Origin of the sequence: Microbacterium sp. NPDC089698, from assembly GCF_044749045.1 — a bacterium.
In the GTDB taxonomy this organism is placed as follows: Bacteria; Actinomycetota; Actinomycetes; order Actinomycetales; family Microbacteriaceae; genus Microbacterium.
In genome coordinates, this window is record NZ_JBIVHE010000003.1 from 385,211 (window position 1) to 403,697 (window position 18,487).

20 protein-coding genes are annotated in these 18,487 nt (G+C 70.6%); 9 read left to right on the forward strand and 11 right to left on the reverse strand.

Annotated features, from left to right (window positions below):
• The first annotated feature begins 120 nt into the window (after positions 1-120).
• From ACIPY5_RS11735 to ACIPY5_RS11760, 6 genes are all read left to right on the forward strand, one after another.
• Positions 121-429, forward strand: a complete 309-nt coding sequence (locus ACIPY5_RS11735) for a GNAT family N-acetyltransferase (RefSeq protein WP_400970789.1) — start codon at positions 121-123, stop codon at positions 427-429.
• Positions 426-1,367 (forward strand): pirin family protein, encoded by a 942-nt coding sequence (locus ACIPY5_RS11740; protein ID WP_400970792.1) that lies wholly within the window; start codon positions 426-428, stop codon positions 1,365-1,367. The genes ACIPY5_RS11735 and ACIPY5_RS11740 overlap by 4 nt, the downstream gene beginning before the upstream one ends.
• 49 nt (positions 1,368-1,416) lie before the next feature.
• On the forward strand, positions 1,417-1,962 hold the full coding sequence (locus ACIPY5_RS11745) for an ECF transporter S component (RefSeq protein WP_309339912.1): 546 nt from the start codon (positions 1,417-1,419) through the stop codon (positions 1,960-1,962).
• 97 nt (positions 1,963-2,059) lie between these two features.
• Positions 2,060-3,793, forward strand: coding sequence for an ABC transporter ATP-binding protein (locus ACIPY5_RS11750; RefSeq protein WP_400970796.1), 1,734 nt, complete (start codon positions 2,060-2,062; stop codon positions 3,791-3,793).
• Complete coding sequence (locus tag ACIPY5_RS11755) at positions 3,790-4,593, forward strand: energy-coupling factor transporter transmembrane component T family protein (protein ID WP_400970799.1); 804 nt, start codon at positions 3,790-3,792, stop codon at positions 4,591-4,593. The genes ACIPY5_RS11750 and ACIPY5_RS11755 overlap by 4 nt, the downstream gene beginning before the upstream one ends.
• A gap of 34 nt (positions 4,594-4,627) precedes the next feature.
• Positions 4,628-5,503 carry a siderophore-interacting protein gene (locus tag ACIPY5_RS11760; protein ID WP_400970802.1) on the forward strand — a complete coding sequence of 292 codons (876 nt, stop codon included), beginning with the start codon at positions 4,628-4,630 and terminating at the stop codon, positions 5,501-5,503.
• 154 nt (positions 5,504-5,657) lie between these two features.
• On the opposite strand, the gene ACIPY5_RS11765 is transcribed toward ACIPY5_RS11760, so the two are convergent.
• The 9 genes from ACIPY5_RS11765 to ACIPY5_RS11805 form a co-directional block, all read right to left on the reverse strand.
• A complete protein-coding gene (locus tag ACIPY5_RS11765) occupies positions 5,658-6,422 on the reverse strand; it encodes an ABC transporter permease (RefSeq protein ID WP_400970805.1) in 765 nt (254 codons plus the stop codon).
• Positions 6,419-7,267 carry an ABC transporter ATP-binding protein gene (locus ACIPY5_RS11770; RefSeq protein ID WP_400970808.1) on the reverse strand — a complete coding sequence of 283 codons (849 nt, stop codon included), beginning with the start codon at positions 7,265-7,267 and terminating at the stop codon, positions 6,419-6,421. Before ACIPY5_RS11770 ends, ACIPY5_RS11765 begins: the two co-directional genes overlap by 4 nt.
• 2 nt (positions 7,268-7,269) lie before the next feature.
• The gene (locus ACIPY5_RS11775) at positions 7,270-7,635 is read right to left on the reverse strand and encodes a DUF1048 domain-containing protein (protein WP_400970811.1); all 366 of its coding nucleotides are present in this window, start codon (positions 7,633-7,635) and stop codon (positions 7,270-7,272) included.
• A gap of 1 nt (position 7,636) precedes the next feature.
• Positions 7,637-7,996, reverse strand: a complete 360-nt coding sequence (locus ACIPY5_RS11780; RefSeq protein ID WP_309339901.1) for a PadR family transcriptional regulator — start codon at positions 7,994-7,996, stop codon at positions 7,637-7,639.
• Between the two features lie 215 nt (positions 7,997-8,211).
• Complete coding sequence (locus ACIPY5_RS11785) at positions 8,212-8,583, reverse strand: type II toxin-antitoxin system PemK/MazF family toxin (RefSeq protein ID WP_400970815.1); 372 nt, start codon at positions 8,581-8,583, stop codon at positions 8,212-8,214.
• Entirely contained in the window at positions 8,580-8,801 is a 222-nt protein-coding gene (locus tag ACIPY5_RS11790) for a ribbon-helix-helix domain-containing protein (RefSeq protein WP_400970818.1), read from the reverse strand. Before ACIPY5_RS11790 ends, ACIPY5_RS11785 begins: the two co-directional genes overlap by 4 nt.
• Before the next feature lie 51 nt (positions 8,802-8,852).
• Positions 8,853-9,293 carry a hypothetical protein gene (locus tag ACIPY5_RS11795; protein WP_400970821.1) on the reverse strand — a complete coding sequence of 147 codons (441 nt, stop codon included), beginning with the start codon at positions 9,291-9,293 and terminating at the stop codon, positions 8,853-8,855.
• 181 nt (positions 9,294-9,474) lie between these two features.
• Positions 9,475-10,638, reverse strand: coding sequence for an acyl-CoA dehydrogenase family protein (locus ACIPY5_RS11800; RefSeq protein WP_400970824.1), 1,164 nt, complete (start codon positions 10,636-10,638; stop codon positions 9,475-9,477).
• Between the two features lie 206 nt (positions 10,639-10,844).
• A complete protein-coding gene (locus tag ACIPY5_RS11805) occupies positions 10,845-11,804 on the reverse strand; it encodes a D-alanyl-D-alanine carboxypeptidase family protein (protein ID WP_400970827.1) in 960 nt (319 codons plus the stop codon).
• A gap of 98 nt (positions 11,805-11,902) precedes the next feature.
• Here ACIPY5_RS11805 and ACIPY5_RS11810 point away from each other — a divergent pair, with 98 nt between their 5' ends.
• Complete coding sequence (locus ACIPY5_RS11810; RefSeq protein ID WP_400970830.1) at positions 11,903-13,018, forward strand: Rv2578c family radical SAM protein; 1,116 nt, start codon at positions 11,903-11,905, stop codon at positions 13,016-13,018.
• Between the two features lie 129 nt (positions 13,019-13,147).
• Here the strand turns inward: ACIPY5_RS11810 and ACIPY5_RS11815 are convergent, their stop codons facing one another.
• Positions 13,148-13,981: a phospholipase gene (locus tag ACIPY5_RS11815; protein ID WP_400970834.1), complete on the reverse strand. Its 834-nt coding sequence runs from the start codon at positions 13,979-13,981 to the stop codon at positions 13,148-13,150.
• Positions 13,982-14,223: 242 nt separating this feature from the next.
• Between ACIPY5_RS11815 and ACIPY5_RS11820 the strand changes: the two genes are divergently transcribed.
• Positions 14,224-14,700 (forward strand): GNAT family N-acetyltransferase, encoded by a 477-nt coding sequence (locus ACIPY5_RS11820; RefSeq protein ID WP_309357244.1) that lies wholly within the window; start codon positions 14,224-14,226, stop codon positions 14,698-14,700.
• A gap of 89 nt (positions 14,701-14,789) precedes the next feature.
• On the opposite strand, the gene ACIPY5_RS11825 is transcribed toward ACIPY5_RS11820, so the two are convergent.
• On the reverse strand, positions 14,790-16,991 hold the full coding sequence (locus tag ACIPY5_RS11825; RefSeq protein WP_400970839.1) for a DEAD/DEAH box helicase: 2,202 nt from the start codon (positions 16,989-16,991) through the stop codon (positions 14,790-14,792).
• Between the two features lie 280 nt (positions 16,992-17,271).
• On the opposite strand from ACIPY5_RS11825, the gene ACIPY5_RS11830 reads away from it, so the two are divergent.
• Positions 17,272-18,174: an aldose 1-epimerase family protein gene (locus ACIPY5_RS11830; RefSeq protein WP_400970842.1), complete on the forward strand. Its 903-nt coding sequence runs from the start codon at positions 17,272-17,274 to the stop codon at positions 18,172-18,174.
• Positions 18,175-18,487: the final 313 nt, after the last annotated feature.

Consider the following 18,487-nt stretch of genomic DNA (forward strand, 5'->3'; position numbering starts at 1 on the left):
ACACCGGAGGCAGCTGTCCACAGGTCCGACGCCTCTGAGCCGGTCGGCCCCGTCGGCCCCGCCGCGGCCATCCGGGCATAGGTTGGATCCGAGCCGGTACGACACCGCAGGAGGAGCGCCATGCCCGAGATCGCCGTGACCCTGAACGAGGCCGAGTCCCGCTACGAGATCACCAGCGACGGGGCGCTCGCCGGGTTCGCCGAGTTCCAGCGCCGTCCCGGGACGATCCTGTTCGTCCACACCGAGGTGGATCCGGCGTTCCAGGGACAGGGGCTCGCGTCGAAGCTCGCCGCGGAGGCGCTCGCCGACGCCGTCGCGACCGGCGACACGATCGTGCCGTACTGCCCGTACATCAACAAGTACCTGCGCACGCACGAGGTGCCGGGGGCGAAGGTGCGCTTCCCCGCGGCGCCCGGGGAGCAGGCATGAGCCTGCACGGGCCGCGCGCGGTCGCGCTCGCGGCGCGCGAGGTGCCGCTCGGCGGGGTGCGCGCGATGAACGTGCTGCGGGTGCTGCCCAGCAAGGACGTGCCGACGATCGGGGCCTGGTGCTTCCTCGACCGGTTCGGGCCCGCCGAGGTGCGCATGCGCGTCGAGCCGCATCCGCACATCGGCCTGCAGACGGTGACCTGGCCGCTCGTCGGCGAGATCCGCCACCGCGACACGATCGACAGCGATGTGGTGCTGCGCCGCGGGCAGCTCAACCTCATGACCGCGGGGAACGGGATCGCGCACTCCGAGTACTCGGTGGGCGAGGAGGCGGGGCCGCTCGACGCCCTGCAGCTCTGGGTGGTGCTGCCCGACGGCGCCGCGACCGGGACCCCCGGCTTCGAGCAGCACCTGTCCCTGCCCGGACTCGCGCTCCCCGCCGAGACCGGATCCGACGCCGACGTCACGGTCGTGATGGGCTCGTATGCGGGCGTCGACTCCCCCGCGACCGCCCACACCCCGATCGTGGGCGCGGAGATCCGCCTGGAACCGGGCACGACCGTCGTGCTGCCGTTCGACCCGGCCTGGGAGCACGGGCTGCTGCTCGTCATGGGCGACGCCCGTGTCGCGGGATCCGACCTCGCGGAGACCGCGCTCGAGGTCGACGACGTGCTGTTCCTCGGCGACTCGCGCGAGGCCGTCACGGTGGCGAGCGAGGGCGGGGCGCTGCTCTTCCTGCTCGGCGGAGAGCCCTTCGAGCAGGACCTCGTGATGTGGTGGAACTTCGCCGCCCGCAGCCACGAGGAGATCGCGCAGGCGCGCGAGGACTGGGAGGCGGGATCCGCCCGCTTCGGCCATGTGGTCGGTCACGGCGACGAGCGGATCCCCGCTCCGCCGATCCCGCCGGTTCATCTCAAGCCGCGACGCCGGAGGATCTGACCCGATTACTCACGGCCGTGGCGTCCGATCCCGCCGGTACGCTGGACGGGTGCCCGCCGTCCGCTCCCCGCTGCCCACGCGCATCCTGCTCGTCTGCGCCGCCATCGGAGTCGCCACGGGACTGCTCGGCGCCGCCGCCGGCTGGGTGACGATCCCCGTGATCGCAGGTGCTCCGTTCGCCTACGGGCTGGTGCTGGGCTCGCATGTGCTGCCGGGCATCATCGCGCAGGAAGTGCTGCGCCGGCCGCTGGTCGCCCTGCTCACGCATGTGCTCGCCGCCCTGGTCGCCAGCGCCTTCAACCCGATCTGGTTCCCCCGGTTCCTCGGCACAGCGCTGCTGTTCGGCCTCATCCAGGAGGGGGTCGCCGCCCTCACCCGGTACCGCGCCTGGGGCGCGTGGCGGTTCTTCGTCTCCGCGGCGATCATCGGCGTGATCATCGCGGTGGTCGTCTTCTTCGCCGTCGATCTGGAGAAGCTGCCGCTGTGGGCGCGGATCATCTACCTCCCGCTCGCGGTTCTCGGACCGATCGCGTGGACGGCGATCGGCCTGCGGATCGGCATGTCGCTGCGCCGCGCGGGCGTCGCCGCGCGCTGAGCAGAGACGCGGATCCGGCTGCGCGGATCCGGCTGCGCTCGGTCGACGCCACGGCCTAGGTTAGGCTTGCCTAAGCAGACCTCCCGAACGGACCCCGATGCCCGCCGCCCCGCTCCTCCGCGTGCGCGATCTCACGATCACGCACCGCGGCGCGAGCGATCCCGCCGTCCGCGACGTGTCCTTCGACGTGCACGCGGGCGAGGTCGTGCTGCTGCTCGGGCCGAGCGGATCCGGCAAGTCCACGCTCGCGCTCGCGCTGAGCGGTCTCATCCCGCACTCGCTCGACACGGACGTGTCCGGCAGCGTCGAGGTGTGCGGGCACGACGCCGCCACGACCCCGATCGCCACGCTGAGCAGCGCCGTGTCGACCGTGTTCCAGGATCCGGATGCGCAGATCGTCACCGGATCCGTGCTCGACGACGCGGCGTTCGCCCTGGAGAACCTGCGCTTCCCCGTCACGGAGGTGCTCGCCCGGGCCGAGACCGCCCTGCGGCGGATGGGCCTGTGGGAGCGCCGCGCCGAGAATCCGGACCGGCTGTCCGGCGGCGGCAAGCAGCGCCTCGCGATCGCCTCCGCCCTGGCCACGGGATCCCCCCTCCTGATCCTGGACGAACCGACCGCGAACCTCGATCCGCAGGGCACCGCGGACGTCCACGCCGCCCTCGCCGATATCGCCGGATCCGAAGGGCGCGCGCTGATCCTGGTCGAGCACGACCTCGACGCGGCTCTGGAGATCGCGACCAGGGCGATCGTGCTGGACGGCTCGGGACGCGTCGCTTTCGACGGCCCCGCACAGCGGATCCTGCGCGAGCACGCGGAGGAGATCCTCGCTCTCGGCGCATGGCTGCCTTCGGCTGCGCTCGCGGCGCGCCGGCTGCGCGCCGCCGGGATCCCGATCGGCGCCCCCGACGCCCCGCTCCCCCTCACGGCCGACGAGCTCCGGTCGGCGTTGTCCCGTTTCGAAACGCGCAGAACGCTCGATCCGAGCCCCGGATCCAGCCCGGTGCGCGCTTCGAACGCCGAGGAGGACCCGATCATCACCGTGCGCGGCCTCGACGTCGTCCGACGCCGCACCGTGGTGCTGCGCGGCGTCGACCTCGACGTCGAGCCGGCCTCGATCACCGCCGTCATCGGCGCGAACGGTGCCGGCAAGACGACGCTCGTGCAGGCGCTCGCCGGTGTCGTCACGCCGCCGCGCGGCCGGATCTCGGTCGACGGGATCGATCCTGCCTCCGCGTCGCCGCGCACGCTCGCGGCGCACATCGGCTTCGTGTTCCAGAACCCGGAGCACCAGTTCATCGCGCACACCGTGTTCGAGGAGCTCGCGCACGGCCTGCGGCTGCGGCGCGTCCCGCCGACCGAGATCGAGGAACGCGTCGGCGCGATGCTCGAGCGCTTCGGGCTGTCGGGCAAGGCCGACGTGCACCCGTTCCTGCTGTCCGGCGGCGAGAAGAGGCGGCTGTCGGTCGGCACCGCGCTGATCGCCCGCCCGCGGATCCTCGTCCTCGACGAGCCGACGTTCGGGCAGGACAGGGCGCGCACCGAGGAGCTGCTCGCCCTGTTCCGCGAGCTGAGGGCCGAGGGGACGACGACCCTGCTCGTGACGCACGACATGGACCTCGTGATCCAGCACGCGTCCCGCATCGTGCTCGTCGAGGACGGGCGGATCGCCGCCGCGGGCACCACGTCCGCCGTCGTGCGGGATGCCCTGATCCCGCTGCCCGCGGCGTACCTCGCGGTCCCGCCGGAGCTGCGGATGCTCCTCAGCGACGACGCCGGATCCGGTCCCGGGGCGACCGCCCGATCCGCACCGACAGGGCCGGCATCATGAGCGACCCGTACGCCGCGCAGACCGCGGCGCCCGCGCGCGCCTGGCTGCACCACCTGAACCCGCTCGCCAAGCTCGGCGCGGTGCTGCCCGCCATGGTGGTGCTGCTGTTCGTGCGGGACCTCGCGACGCCGACCGCGTTCCTCCTGCTCGCCTACGCCGTACTCCTCACGGGCACCCGGCTGACCGCGCGGATCTGGGCCGTGCTGCTGCTCGCGATCCCCGCGGGGGTCGTCCTGCTGGGGCTGTCGATGACGCTGTGGACGGATCCGGCGCAGGTCGCCTCGACGCCGATCGCGCTCCGGATCGGTTCATGGGAGCTGCACGCCGGCGCGCTCGAGAGCGGGTTCGCGACGGGACTCCGGCTGGCCGCGATCCTCGCGCTCTCGCTCATCTCCGGTCTCACCACGACCGGACCGGACGTCGTGCGCGCGGGCGTGCAGCAGCTGCGGATCCCGTACCGCTTCGGCTACACCGCTCTCGCGGCGTACCGGTTCGTGCCGCGCTTCGGCTACGAGCTGAGCGTGATCCGTGCGGCGCACCGGGTGCGCGGCACGCATGGCGGACGCGGGCCGTTCGCCCGGATCGCGCGCGGTTGGGGCTACATCGTGCCGCTGCTGGCGAGCGCGATCCGGCACGCCGAGCGCGTGGCCCTGGCCATGGATTCGCGTGCGTTCGGCGCCCACCCCACGCGCACCGAGCGGCACGAGGTCCCGTTCCGCACCCGGGACGTCGTCTTCCTGGTTCTGATGCTCGCCGCCTCCGCGGGCATCCTCACCCTGTTCTTCCCCTGGCGATCCTGAACCCCGCCCGAGATCAGACTTCGAAAGGCCCCTCATGGCGTACAGCAAGATGGTCAAGCCGGCCTCGGCCGGGCTCGTTCCTCTCACGGTGCTGCGCACCGAGCGCCTCGCCCCGCACTGGGTGCGGATCACGTTCGGCGGCGGCGAGATCGAGCGGTTCGCGCCCATGGGGTACGACCAGTGGTTCCGGCTGTTCCTGCCCGTGGGCGGCGAGGCCGGGCTCAGCAGGGTGCCCGCCAAGGCCAACCAGACGCTCGGGTATCTCCGGTTCCTCCGGATCCCCGACGGCGAGCGCCCGGTGATGCGCAACTACAGCGTGCGCGCGTTCCGTCCTGCCACGGCCGAGGCCGCGGCAGAGCTCGACGTGGATTTCGTGCTGCACGGCTCCGCCGCCGCGGGCACCGCGGGGCCGGCGTCGCGCTGGGCCGAGACCTGCCGCCCCGGCGAGCGCGTGCTCGTGATCGACGAGGGGCTCACGTTCAATCCCGAGCGCGGCACGGAGCGGGTCGTGCTCGTCGGCGACGAGACGGCCCTGCCCGCGATCGCCTCGATCTGCGCCTCGCTGCCCGCGCACGCGATCGGATCCGTCCTGATCGAAGCGCCCTCCGCCGAGGACGCGCTGACCTTCCCGCACCCGGACGGCATCGACGTGCAGTGGTTCGTGCGCGCGGAGCATGACCGGCCCGGTGCACTGGCGCTGGCGGCGCTGCGCGAGCTCGCCCTGCCCGAGGCGCCGTTCCACGCCTATGCCGCGGGCGAGCAGTCGCTGGCCTCGGGGGCGCGCAAGCTGCTCGTCGGCGAGCGCGGCGTCGACAAGGGCCAGGTCAGCTTCTGCGGCTACTGGCGGATCGGCTCCTCCTCGCCCGCCTCCCGCGCGGCGCGCGAGACGGCGGCGGAGCCCCTGGGCTGAACCCTGCCGAGCTCACCCGTCCGAACCGCCTCGAACCGCCTCCGGGCGCACGGGGCGCCGAAGGCGGTTCGATCCGGTTCGAATCAACCGGTTGCTGAGCCTGTCGAAGCACAGGGACCAGCCGGTTGCTGAGAAGCACGGACGCCGAGCCTGCTCAGCTGATCTTCTTCTTGTAGATGGCGATCGCGATACCGTAGGCGACCACGAGGATCCCGACCATCCAGGCGAGGGCGATCCAGATGCTGGAGCCCACCGGCTGGCCGTTGAACAGCGCGCGGATCGTGTTCACGATCGACGTCACCGGCTGGTACTCCGCGAACCAGGCCACCGGGCCCGGCATCGAGGAGGTGGGCACGAACGCCGAGCTGATGAACGGCAGGAAGATGAGCGGGTAGCTGAACGCGCTCGCGCCGTCCACGGTCTTGGCGCTCAGGCCCGCGATCACGGCGAGCCAGGTGAGCGACAGGGTGAACAGGATCAGGATCCCGGCTACGGCCAGCCACGCGCCGACCGATGCTCCGGTGCGGAAGCCCATCGCGAACGCGACGCCGACGACGATCGCGACCGAGACGATGTTCGCGACGAGCGAGGTGAGCACATGCGCCCAGAGCACGCTCGACCGGGCGATCGGCATGGACTGGAACCGCTCGAAGATCCCGCCCTGCAGGTCCAGGAACAGCCGGTACGAGGTGTACGCGATGCCGGACGCGATCGTGATGAGCAGGATGCCCGGCAGCATGTAGTCGATGTAGGACTGGTCGGATCCGGTGTGGATCGCCCCGCCGAGGACGTAGACGAACAGCAGCATGAGCGCGATCGGGGTCACCGCGGTGGTGATGATCGTGTCGGGGCTGCGCAGGATGTGCTTGAGCGAACGGCCGGTGAGAGTGCCGGTGTCGCTGAGGACGTGGCTGGTCATTTCACTGCCTCCTTCGTGGTGTCGGGCTTCGTGGTGTCGGGCTTCGTGGTGTCGGGCCCTGCGACGGGCTCAGAGGCCGGGGCCGCGGACGGTCCGACCAGGGCGAGGAAGACCTCCTCGAGGCTGGGCTGCTTCTCGACGTACTCGACCTTCGCCTGCGGCAGGAGCCGCTTGAGCTCGGCGAGCGTGCCGTTCTGGATGATGGTGCCCTCGTGCAGGATCGCGATCCGGTCGGCCAGCTGCTCGGCCTCGTCGAGGTACTGCGTGGTGAGCAGCACGGTGGTGCCGCCGTTCGCGAGCTCCTTGACGGTGTCCCAGACCTCGATCCGCGCCTGCGGGTCGAGGCCCGTGGTGGGCTCGTCGAGGAAGATCACCGGAGGGTTCCCGATCAGGCTCATCGCGATGTCGAGCCGGCGCCGCATGCCGCCGGAGTAGGTGCCCGCGCGGCGCCCTCCGGCGTCGGTGAGCGAGAACCGGGCGAGCAGATCGTCGGCGACGGCGCCCGGATCCTTGAGGTGGCGGAGCTTCGCGACGAGCACGAGGTTCTCGCGTCCGGTGAGGATCTCGTCGACCGCGGCGAACTGGCCGGTGAGGCTGATCGCATTGCGGACGTCGTTGGGCGCCGAGGCGACGTCGAAACCCTGGACCGTGGCGGCTCCGCCGTCGGCCTTCAGCAGCGTCGACAGGATGCGCACGAGCGTGGTCTTGCCGGCTCCGTTCGAGCCGAGCAGGGCGAAGATACTGCCCCGCTCGACCTCGAAGTCGACCCCGCGCAGGACCTGCAGATCCTTGAAGGCCTTGGTGACGCCCTGCACGCGGATCGCGGGGGCGGTGAGGGTGGTCATGATCAGTTGTCCTTTCGTGCGGCGTCGTCGATCGCCGTGGTGAAGCGCTTGCGCTCCTTGTCGATCCACTCGCGCCCGGCGTAGGCCTTCGCGAACGTCTCGGCGAAGTCGACCGGGTCGTCCCCGACGATGTCGCGCACCGGGGTGCGGTCGACGGCGGCGCGCTCCCAGAGGTCGGCCATGTCGGTGTACATCCGGATCATGGTGTCGCCGTCGGTGATGCCGCCGGCGTACATGAGGTAGCGGTGCATCGCCATGGCGGCTTCCGCGTAGGGGGCGGGAAGGCCCTCCATGCGGGCCTTGTCCTGCTTGTACTGCTTCTTCTGCTCGAGGGACCCGGTGAGGGCTTCGATCCACTTGGCGGCCATGTCAGGCTCCTTCATTCGTGTCGGTCGTGCTGATGCTGTCGGTGTGGCGGAGCTGTTCGATGTGCGCGGCGAGGAAGCTCCAGGTCCTCCAGAAGTCGGCGAGCTGATCCCGCCCCTGCGCGTTGAGCGAGTACACCTTGCGCGGCGGTCCCTTCTCGGACGGGACCTTCTCCACGTCCACGAGGCCTCTCTGCTCGATCCGCACCAGCAGCGCGTAGACGGTGCCCTCCGCGATGTCGGAGAACCCTCCGTCCCGCAGCCGCGTGGTGATCTCGTATCCATAGGCCGATCGCTCGGCCAGGATCGCCAGGACGATCCCCTCGAGAGTGCCCTTGAGCATCTCGGTCATCTGACTCGCCATCGCGATCGCCTCCTTCTTCTACTCAGTGATGTTGACTACCGGTAGACAGTAACACTGAGTACCGGTACATAGCAACACTGAATAGCAAACTTTTTCTGACGCCCGAGATCCTCTCCCTCGGGGAGTCACCACCACGATCGGTGCACAGCGCGACGCCCCGGGATCCAGGGATCCCGGGGCGTTCGCGAAGGGCGACAGCAGGACGCGCGGTGCCGTCAGAGTGCGAGATGGAGGCGGAGCGCCTCGTCGAGAGCTCCCATGAGCTCTGCGGGCACCCAGCCGACCGGGCGGGCGATGCGCGTCACGGCAATGGTGCGCACCTGCTCCGCCTGCGCCTTGACGTCGCGCTCGAGTCCCGTCTCCCTCGCCGGCAGCAGCACCTGGAACGGCAGGATCCGCACCGTGCTCGACGTCAGGGGGACGACCGTCACGGTCGCCCGATCACTCCGCGCCGCGACCGCGTTGGCCGTGTTGTTGCTCACGATCACCGCAGGACGGGTCTTCTTCGCCTCGGATCCGACGGCGGGATCGAAGGAGACGAGCACGACCTGCCCGCGACGCAGAAGGGGAACGGTCGACACGCTCACGCGGACGCGAGCCCATCGCCCACCACGGCATCCCAGTCCTCGCCGTCATCCGCGGCGAACGCCTCGGCATAGGCGTCGGCGAGCAGGCTCTCGCGCAGCAGGCGCACAGCATCCTGCGTCGCTGCCGAACGCGAGGGGTAGCGACCGCTCTGCGTCTCGGCGTCGAGGAAGGCGATGTCCTCCTCGCTGAGGCTCAGACTGACCTTGGCATGCACCATGAGCATGATGCTACTCCAGTAGCAATAATCTTGCTACCGCTCCGGCGCGCATCACAGCACGTCGTCGGCGTGCAGCTGACGCACGCCATGGGCGTGCAGCAGGAATTGGGCGCGCAACGGAATACCGAGCAGTGCGGCCTCCCGCTTCATCGCGCGCGCCCAGGCGAGGACGTCGCCGTCGACGCCCTCGCCACCCACCCGCTCCCACACCAGCACCACCGCCGCGTTGCCGGTGAGCTCGCGGAGCCCGCGGATCCGCTGGGACAGCAGGTGTGCGTGCGTCACCTCGCCGAGATCATCCGTCATCACCGCCTCGAGCGGATCCTCGGGGTAGTCGGCCATGGGGATGAGCGGCTCGCCGATCCGCCCTCGGCCGTCGAGGAAGAGCAGCCAGAGCTGCCGCTGGCCCGCCTGCTGGAGCAGCAGCTCCAGGACGTCGCGGAGGTCGTCGTCGCTTTCGAGCACATGATCGCGCAGTGTTCCGGGGTTCATGACGCCAGCCTGGCGGCGCGGGAATCGGCCGAACGACCCGCTCACGCAATCGGTGCGGAACTTCGTGAAAGCGCGGATCGTGCAGGACGATCCGGGCGTGCGGAGCCCTGCCCCCGCACGCACGAGCGCCCCCGGATCCAGGATCCGGGGGCGCCCTTCGACGAGCTCAGGGACCGAGAGGTCAGCGCTTGCCGGCGATCTGGCGGCCGACGAGGTCGCGCATGATCTCGTTCGTGCCGCCGTAGATGCGATGCACTCTGGCGTCGGTGAAGGCCTTCGCGATCGGGTACTCCATGATGTAGCCGTAGCCGCCGTGCAGCTGCACGCCGGTGTCGAGCACCTCCCACTCGCGCTCCGTCGTCCAGAACTTCACCTTCGCGGCGTCCTCCGCGGTGAGCTTGCTGTCCTTGTACGCCAGCAGCGCGCGGTCGACGTACGCCCACATCACCTCGGTCGTGGTGACCATGTCCGCCAGCCGGAAGCGGGTGTTCTGGAAGTCGGCGATGCGCTCGCCGAAGGCCTCGCGGTCCTTGGTGTAGGCGATGGTCCAGGCCGTGGCGGCCTGTGCGGCGGCCGCGGCGGCGACCCCGATCGACAGGCGCTCGAGCGGCAGGTTCATCATCAGCTGGATGAAGCCCTGACCCTCCTTGCCGCTGATGAGGTTCTCGTCGGGGATGAAGACGTCCGTGAAGCTCAGCTCGGCCGTGTCCCAGCCGTGGAAGCCCATCTTGCTGAGCTTCTTGCCCTGATCGAAGCCCTCCATGCCCTTCTCGACGATCACCAGGCTGAAGGCGTCGGGCCGGTTGCCCTCACCGGTCTTGACGAAGGTCACGACGATGTCGGCGGTGGTCCCCGAGGAGATGAACGTCTTGGCGCCGTTGAGGATGTATCCGCCGTCGACCTTCTTCGCGTTGGTCTTGATGCCACGGAGGTCCGACCCCGCCCCCGGATCGGTCATCGCGAGCGCGCCGAGCACTTCGCCGGTCGCCATGCGGGGCAGCCACTTGGCCTTCTGCTCCGGCGTGCCCATGTGCACGAGGTACGGCACGGCCAGGTCGTCCTGGATCCCGAAGGCCCCGGCGAGCGATCCGGCGCCCGCCGCGATGACCTCCTCCATCACGATGGTGCGGAAGCGGTAGTCCTGCAGCATCCCGGCGCCGCCGAACTCCTCGGGCACGGAGAGACCGATCAGGCCGGCCTCGCCCGCTGCGAGCATGGTCGCGCGATCGATCTCGCCGTCCGCCTCCCAGCGCTCCATGGCCTCGTTCGTGACGTAGCGGCCGATGAAGTCCTTGACCAGGCCGCGGAAGGCCTCGTGATCCTCGTCGTAGATGTCGCGTTCCATCGCGCTCCTCCAGATCGTGTGTGCGTCTTCGCTCTCGCGATCCTACGCGGAAAACCGCGGGTATCGGCTCAGATTGTGGGAATGCATCCCACCAGAAGTGAGACTCGGTGTCACGCTTTGTGCAATCGCTCCAGGAGTGCGGGGATCAGCCTGCGGGGACCCCGCACGCGCCGTCGCCGCACGGTCCCACGCGGCCGCGCCGCGGGTCAGCCGAGGTAGGCGGGGGCCGCGGCGAGACCGAAGAACTGCTCGAGCGTGACGAATCCGCCGTCGTGATAGGCGGTCGCGAGCGGGACGCCGACGTAGCGCAGATGCCACGGCTCCGGGTCGTAGCCGGTGACCGGCGTCTGTCCCGCGACGTAGCGGACGATGAAGCCGTACTGCCAGCCGTTCTCCGCGACCCAGGCGCCGGCGGCGGTGCCGCCGAAGGAGTCGATGCTGCCGCAGCCGCCCGCGCAGGAGACCACGTCGGCGGCGAGCCCGGTCTGATGCTCGCTGTGACCGGGGCGCGCGGAGAGGGCGTCCCCCTGGGCCTGCCCGTAGGTCGCGATCTGGCCCGAGTAGGTCTGCACCTGGGTGTCGTACGAGCGGTAGCCGCTGGCCAGCGCGATCGTGCCCACCCCCGCCGCGTCCGCGGCCGCCGAGAGCTGATCCAGGGCATGCGCCGCATCGGAGCGCAGCGACCCGGCGCCGTCGACCGAGAGGGCCGGATCCCCGAAAGACGTCGGCGCGAAGGCCAGAGGATTGAGCGGCCTGGCCTTGTTCACCACGACCCAGTCGCGATTCGGGTCGGACAGATCGATGCAGGGCGCGCTGCCCGCCGCGACCGCGGCGCGGAACGCCGCTCCCCCGCCGAACGCCGCCACCACGGCGTCGTCTCCGCCGGACGCGAGCGCCTGCTGCACGGACGCCTGCGCGCACGGGTTCGAGGCCGCCGTCGCGTGCAGCTGCACCGAGGGAAGGCTGGTCGCCGCCTGGGGCATCGCGACCGCGACGGCCTTCGGTTCCGCCGTGCCCCGAACCACGGGGCCGGCGCCGGCAGAGCCGTCCGCAAGAGCCCAGAGCGCGCCGATCAGCGCGACCGCCAGTCCGATCGTGACGTACAGCCGGAACGTCACGCGAGGATCCAGGCGGCGGGCGCGAGTCGGGTGCCGCGGGTCTGCCACGGATCCATTCTCACTGCCAGACCTGGACATCGGCGACATTCGAACCTTTCCACGATTTCCCGCTTGACTCATCGTCGTTGTTATGTTCGAATATCGCCATGAGGTGGCAGGGGCAGAGGATCGACGAGACCGACGCGCAGGCGCTGCCCGGCATGGAGAACCGCACCGGATTCCTGCGGACGGTGACGACGCCGGAGTTCGCGGGGATGACCTTCCACGAGGTGCTGGCCAAGTCGGCCCTGAACCACGTTCCCGGCCCCTCGAAGATGCCGTTCAGCTGGACCGTCAACCCGTACCGCGGATGCAGCCATGCCTGCGTCTACTGCTTCGCCCGGGGGACGCACACCTATCTGGATCTGGACGCGGGCCGGGACTTCGACTCGCAGATCGTGGTCAAGGTGAACGTGGTCGAGACCCTCGAGAAGGAGCTGCGCCGCGGATCCTGGAAGCACGAGACCGTCGCGCTCGGCACGAACACCGACCCTTATCAGCGCGCGGAGGGGAGATATCGGCTGATGCCCGGCATCATCGGCGCACTGGCCGACTCCGGGACGCCGTTCTCTGTGCTCACCAAGGGCACGCTGATCCGCCGCGACATCCCGGTCCTGGTCGACGCCGCCGCCAGGGTGCCCGTCGACGTGCAGCTGTCGATCGCGATGTTCGACGAGACCCTGCGCGAGGCGATCGAGCACGGCGCTCCGTCCACGCAGGCCCGGCTCGACACCGTGCGCGCGCTCAGCGACGCCGGATTCAGGGTGGGCGTGTTCCTGATGCCGATCCTGCCGCACCTCACCGATTCGGTGAACGCGATCGACGGCGCCCTGCGCCGGATCAAGGAGGCGGGTGCGGATCACGTCATCTACGGCGCCCTGCATCTGCGGGCGGGAGTGAAGCCGTGGTTCCTGCAGTGGCTGTCGCAGCACCGGCCGGATCTGCTGTCGTCCTACCGGGTGCTGTATCCCGGATCCGCGGCGGAGGCGCCGAAGGACTACCGGAGGTGGCTCGCGCGACGGGTCAAGCCCCTGATCCGCATGCACGGGCTGGAGGCGCGGTATTCCGACGACCGCCCGCTGCGACGCAGCATGAGCGCGCCGGCCGAACCGGTCACGAACGCGATGCCGCTGTGGCTGTTCGAACAGCCTGCGTCCGAGCCCGCGGCGCCGTCGCGCTTCGGGGCGCCGCGCGCGCCGGAGCCGACGCCGACGCTGTTCTGAGCCGTGGTGCGGGGACGCCGAACGGGGCGGGCGCTCGATGCGCACCGCCCCGTTCGAGGTTGCATGGAGGAAGCTCCGTGCAGGAGGCTCCGTGCGGGAAACTCCGTGCGGGAAACTCCGCGGAGGGACTCAATACCAGTTCGTAGCCTGCGAGTGACCCCAGGCCGCGCAGGGGGTGCCGTAGACGCTGGAGATGTAGCCGAGGCCCCAGGTGATCTGCGTGGTGGCGTTGGTCTGCCAGTCGTCCGCGACGGTCGCCATCTTGTCGCCGGGCAGCGCCTGCGGGATCCCGGTCGCGCCGGACGGGTTGTAGGCCTGGTAGTTCCAGCCGGACTCCTTGTTCCACAGCGAGTTCAGGCACTGGAACTGGTCGTCGCCCCAGCCGTACTGGCTCGCCATGATCTGCTGGGCTGTGGCGCGCGCGCCGTCGGGAGTGTTCGCGGCGGCCTGCGCCTCGGCGGCGGCCTGCGCGGCGGCGGCAGCGGCGGCGGCCGCGGCATCCGCGGCCTGCTTCTGCGCGACGGCGTTGTTCAGGTTGGCGCGCACCTCGGCGACCTGCGACTCCACCTTCTCGGAGTAGTCGGTGACCGCGACGGCGAGCGCGGTGTGCACGGCGCCCTTCTCGGCGGTCGACTTCGACAGCACTTCGTGCGCCGAGGTGAGGCCGGTCACGTCCACGAGCTTGCGGGCCTGGCCGAGATCGAGGCCGGAGGCCTTCACATCGGCGTTCACGGTGGCCGCATCCGCCATCGCGGTCTTGGCCGTGTCGAGCGCGGCGCGCACCTGCACCCGCTGGTTGTAGGCGGTCACATCGTCGACCGCCGCGGCGGCCGGAGCGGCGGCGGCGACCGTCGGGGCGACGAGCACAGCACCCCCCACGACGAGCGCGCCGACGACGGCGGTCGCGCCGAGGATGGCGATGGTCTTGCTGCGGGCAGAGCGGAAGAACGGGTTTCTCGACATGACGAAGTAACGATCCTTGAAGTCCTCGGTGCCGCTCGGGAAGCGGCGTCACGCCCTCGGGTCGGGCGTACAAGGTAACGATCCTGCATCACTGTTCCTGGGAACCCACCGAGGATCCCCGTTTGCGGCAAAATACTTTGCTCGAATTCCCAGGTTCGGATTTCGAGCGTTTCGGATCCCCTCTTCGCCCCCGGCGACCGCGCCGCGCCTCCGTGTCGGTGGCCCCCGGTAGCGTCGCCCCCATGGTCACTCTCCGCCGCTGGCAGCCTGAAGATCGCCCACTGCTCGATCGCTTCAACACCCCGGAGATGACGGCGCACCAGGTTCGTGCAGAGTCCGACGAGGAGCTGGAGAAGCGCCACACGCGCTACCTCCGCACGGATGCTCCAGGGCAGGTGCTCGTGGTGTGCGACGGGGATGCCGTCGTCGGATCCGTCGCCTTCTGGGAGCACACGGACGGCGACGACGTGGTCTGGGAGGCCGGCTGGAGCATCCTGCCCGAGTTCCAGGGCCGTGGCTACGCCGGGCGGGCGCTGGAGGCGCTCATCGGGGTCATCCGATCCGAGGGGACGCACTCGGCGGTGCACGCCTATCCGTCCGTCGACAACGCACCGTCGAACGCGCTCTGCCGTCGCGCCGGCTTCGTCCTTCGTGGCACCACGCCGTTCCCCTTCCGCGGCGGAGTGCTCCTCAGCAACGACTGGGTGCTCGAGCTCTGAGACGACGAAAGACCGGTGGGCGAGGAATCCGGATTCTGGATCCCTCGCCCACCGGCCCTTGATGTCGCAGCGCCCGGAGCGGGCCGCGATCAGGCGGTGAGGTCGGATGCCGACGGCATGCGGCCGGCGATCTCCTCGATGAGGTCGTCGCCGAGGCGCGCCTCCTCGAACGGCGCGTCGATCTCGGCGCGGTTCAGCAGCTCCGTCATGCGGCGACCGCGCGGACGCGTGATCAGCGTCACGACCCGTCCGGCGTTGCCCGCACGACCGGTGCGGCCGGCGCGGTGCAGGTAGGTCTTGTACTCGTCGGGGGCATCGGCCTGGACGACCAGGTCGATGTCGTCGACGTGGATGCCGCGCGCGGCGACATCGGTCGCGACGAGCACGTTCACCCGGCCCGAGGTGAGCTTCTGCAGGTTGCGGGTGCGCTTGGCCTGGTTCAGGTCGCCGTGCAGCGAGACCGCGGGGATCCCGGCGTCCTCGAAGGTCTCGGCGAGCTGCTCGGCGTAGGCGCGGGTGCGCGAGAAGACCAGCGTGCGTCCGTCGCGATCGACGAGCGAGGTGAGGATCTCGGCCTTGTCGCGGTGGTCGATCACGAGCACGCGGTGCTCGATCGTGCCCGAGTCCTGCGTCTCGCCGGCGACCTCGAAGACGGCGGGATCCACGAGGAACTCGTCCACCAGCGCGGCGACCTCACGGTCCAGGGTGGCGGAGAACAGCAGCTTCTGGCTGCCCTCGCCGGTGTGCCGGAGGATCCGCTGCACCGGCTCGACGAAGCCGAGCTCGCACATGTGGTCCGCCTCATCCAGCACGGCGATCCGCACGTCGGAGAGGTCGAGTTTGCCCTGGTTGATCAGGTCCTCGATGCGACCGGGCGTGCCGATCACGATGTCGACGCCCTTCTTCAGTGCACCCACCTGGCGGGCCTGCGGCACGCCGCCGTAGATCTGGGTCGTGAACAGGCCCACGCTGCGGGCGATCGGCTGCACCGTGCGGTCGATCTGCAGCGCGAGCTCGCGCGTCGGCGCGAGGATGATCGCCCGCGGGGTGCGGCCGAACTCGCGCTTCTTGCCCTTCTGCGACTGCAGGATGCTCTCCACGAGCGGTGCGCCGAAGGCGATGGTCTTGCCGGATCCGGTGCGGCCACGGGCGAGCACGTCGCGCCCCTCGAGCACGGCGGGGACCGACGCGGCCTGGATCGGGAACGGCGTCTCGGCGCCCATGTTCGCGAGGATCTCGACGATGTTGGATCCGAGTCCGAGGTCGGCGAAGGTCACGTCCGCGACCTCCTCGGCCTGCACGGTCTGCGCCGCGAGGCGCTCGTGCACGACGTCCTCGATCTGCTCGTGCTTCGGTGCGCGGTCGGCGACACGGTTCCAGTCGCTGCGGCTCGGGCCGTCGTTGCGACGGGGACGGTCGTCACGACGCGGACGGTCGTCACGGTCGTCGCGACGCGGACGCTCGTCACGGTCGAAACGGGGACGCTCGCTGCGATCGAAACGCGGACGCTCGGTCCGGTCATCCCGACGCGGACGGTCACCATGGTCGAAACGCGGACGCTCGGTCCGGTCGTCGCGACGCGGACGGTCATCACGGTCGAAACGCGGACGCTCGGTCCGGTCATCCCGACGCGGACGCTCGTCACGGTCGAAACGGGGACGCTCGGTCCGGTCGTCACGACGCGGACGGTCATCACGGTCGAAACGCGGACGCTCGGTCCGATCGAAACGCGGACGGTCGCTGCGGTCATCCCGACGCGGACGGTCATCGCGGTCGAATCGCGGACGGTCGTCCCGGCGCGAGCGGTCGTCGCGGTCGTAGCGGGGACGGTCGAAGCGGTCATCCCGACGGGGACGGTCGTCGCGGTCGAAACGCGGACGGTCGTCGCGACGGTGGGGGGCGTCGACGCGGCCCGACTCGGCGCGGTTGCGGATCGAGCGGGACTCGTCGCGGCCGGCCTTCTCCTGCGCCGACCAGCGGCGCTTCGGCTCGCGCTCGCCGGCGGCGGGCTCGGGACGGTAGCCGCGGTGGCCGGGCGAGCGACTGCCGGGGCGGGAGTCCGCGCGACGGTCGTCGCGGGCCGGACGTGCGTCGCGGTCGAAGCGGGCGCCGCGGTCGTCCCGGGCCGGACGCGCGTCGGCGCGGCCGTACCGGTCCGCGCCGCGGCTGGAGTCGCCGTCGCGGGCCGGGCGGCCCTGGTTGTGACGGTCGTGGAAGGAGGTCTTCTTCGCGTAACGCGGCTCGAAGTTCGCCGAGGGGCGTCCGCCCTTGGGCTTGTGGTTCTTGGGCACGGGTATGTCCTTGTCTGGTTCTCGCACGAGAACAGCGCCCCGCCGCCCTCGTGGGGCGCGGGGATACCCGGGCAGTCGTCGGCCGGGGGCCATTCATGTGATGGATGAAGCGCTCGGCGATGTCCGCCGAACTCACCATCGGCCCCTGGGCTCACACATGAATCGCAGCACCGCAGCCGCCGGGGATCCCGGAGGTCACGGTCGCCCGAAGCCGACCGCGCTAGTCTACCCGAGCCACCTGGGAGCCCACCGCGTCTCCCCGCCGCTCTACGATGGCGGCATGACCACTCCGACCGGCGTCCAGGTCCACCTCGAGGCGGATGGCGTCCGCGCGCAGATCTCGCAGGTCGGCGCATCGCTCCGGCACCTCGTCGTCGGCGGCACCACGGTCGTCCCGCCCTACCCCGACGATCGCCCCGCACCCGCCTGCTCCGGCGTCGTGCTGGTGCCGTGGCCGAACCGGATCCGCGACGGCATCTGGGCAGACGGCGAGGAGACCAGGGCGCTCGCGATCACCGAGCCCAAGCTGAACAATGCGATCCACGGGCTGCTGCGCTACACCGCGTACGAGATCGCCGAGCGGGATGATGCGTCCGTGCTGCTGCGCGCGGACGTGGTGCCGCAGATCGGCTATCCCTATCTTCTGGAGACGAGCGTGCGCTACACGCTCGGCGCCGATGGCGTCATGGCAGAGCACACCATCGTGAACCGCTCTCAGGAGGCGGCGCCCGTCGCGCTCGGCACCCATCCCTTCCTCACGATCTCGGGGGCCGACCCGAGGCGACTCCTGCTGCGCATCCCTGCGGAGACCTTCTTCGAGACCGATGACCGGCTGCTGCCGATCGGGGAGTCGCCGGTGTCCGGTGGCACGGATCTGCGCACGCCCCGACGCCTCGGCGACGTGCAGCTCGACACCGGCTTCGCCACCCTCCGGCGCGAGGACGACGGGCGCGTGCACAGCACCCTCTCCGCCCCCGACGGCCGCACGGTCACGCTGTGGCAGGGGCCGGGGCTGGACTACCTGCAGGCCTACACGAACACCACTTACCCCGGGCAGGAGCTCGTGGTCGCCCTCGAGCCGATGTCGGCGCCTGCCGAGGCCTTCAACTCGGGCCGCGGGCTGCGCCGGCTGGCACCGGGCGAAGCCTGGAACGTGCAGTGGGGTGTGACGCTCCGCGCCTGAGAGGCGGCGGCCGAGAGCGGTCGGCTGAGGGCCGGTTCACCTGAGAGCGGCCGCCTGAAAGCGGGCATCTGAGAGCGGGCGCCTGAGCCGGCGCCCGAGAGCCGGCGCCCGAGAGCCGGTCCGTCCGACGGCGGGATCTCCGCGCCTCAGAATGCGGGGGTTTCGGGGTCGGGTTCCGGGGGTGGGTCGGGGTCTTCGACGGTGAAGGTGACGGGTGCGGGTGGTTTGTCGGTGTAGGTGGCGCCGGTGGGGCTGGTCCATTCGAGGATGCCGGCGCCGCGTTGTGTCACTGTCCAGGGGGTTTGGTGTTTGA

Coding starts and splice junctions, on each gene's coding strand:
- ACIPY5_RS11765 (WP_400970805.1), bottom strand. CDS start 6,422: ATGACCAGCCACGTCCTCAGCGACACCGGCACTCTCACCGGCCGTTCG.
- ACIPY5_RS11770 (WP_400970808.1), bottom strand. CDS start 7,267: ATGACCACCCTCACCGCCCCCGCGATCCGCGTGCAGGGCGTCACCAAG.
- ACIPY5_RS11775 (WP_400970811.1), bottom strand. CDS start 7,635: ATGGCCGCCAAGTGGATCGAAGCCCTCACCGGGTCCCTCGAGCAGAAG.
- ACIPY5_RS11790 (WP_400970818.1), bottom strand. CDS start 8,801: ATGGTGCATGCCAAGGTCAGTCTGAGCCTCAGCGAGGAGGACATCGCC.
- ACIPY5_RS11755 (WP_400970799.1), top strand. CDS start 3,790: ATGAGCGACCCGTACGCCGCGCAGACCGCGGCGCCCGCGCGCGCCTGG.
- ACIPY5_RS11820 (WP_309357244.1), top strand. CDS start 14,224: ATGGTCACTCTCCGCCGCTGGCAGCCTGAAGATCGCCCACTGCTCGAT.
- ACIPY5_RS11815 (WP_400970834.1), bottom strand. CDS start 13,981: ATGTCGAGAAACCCGTTCTTCCGCTCTGCCCGCAGCAAGACCATCGCC.
- ACIPY5_RS11735 (WP_400970789.1), top strand. CDS start 121: ATGCCCGAGATCGCCGTGACCCTGAACGAGGCCGAGTCCCGCTACGAG.
- ACIPY5_RS11740 (WP_400970792.1), top strand. CDS start 426: ATGAGCCTGCACGGGCCGCGCGCGGTCGCGCTCGCGGCGCGCGAGGTG.
- ACIPY5_RS11780 (WP_309339901.1), bottom strand. CDS start 7,996: ATGGCGAGTCAGATGACCGAGATGCTCAAGGGCACTCTCGAGGGGATC.
- ACIPY5_RS11750 (WP_400970796.1), top strand. CDS start 2,060: ATGCCCGCCGCCCCGCTCCTCCGCGTGCGCGATCTCACGATCACGCAC.
- ACIPY5_RS11800 (WP_400970824.1), bottom strand. CDS start 10,638: ATGGAACGCGACATCTACGACGAGGATCACGAGGCCTTCCGCGGCCTG.
- ACIPY5_RS11830 (WP_400970842.1), top strand. CDS start 17,272: ATGACCACTCCGACCGGCGTCCAGGTCCACCTCGAGGCGGATGGCGTC.
- ACIPY5_RS11760 (WP_400970802.1), top strand. CDS start 4,628: ATGGCGTACAGCAAGATGGTCAAGCCGGCCTCGGCCGGGCTCGTTCCT.
- ACIPY5_RS11810 (WP_400970830.1), top strand. CDS start 11,903: ATGAGGTGGCAGGGGCAGAGGATCGACGAGACCGACGCGCAGGCGCTG.
- ACIPY5_RS11795 (WP_400970821.1), bottom strand. CDS start 9,293: ATGAACCCCGGAACACTGCGCGATCATGTGCTCGAAAGCGACGACGAC.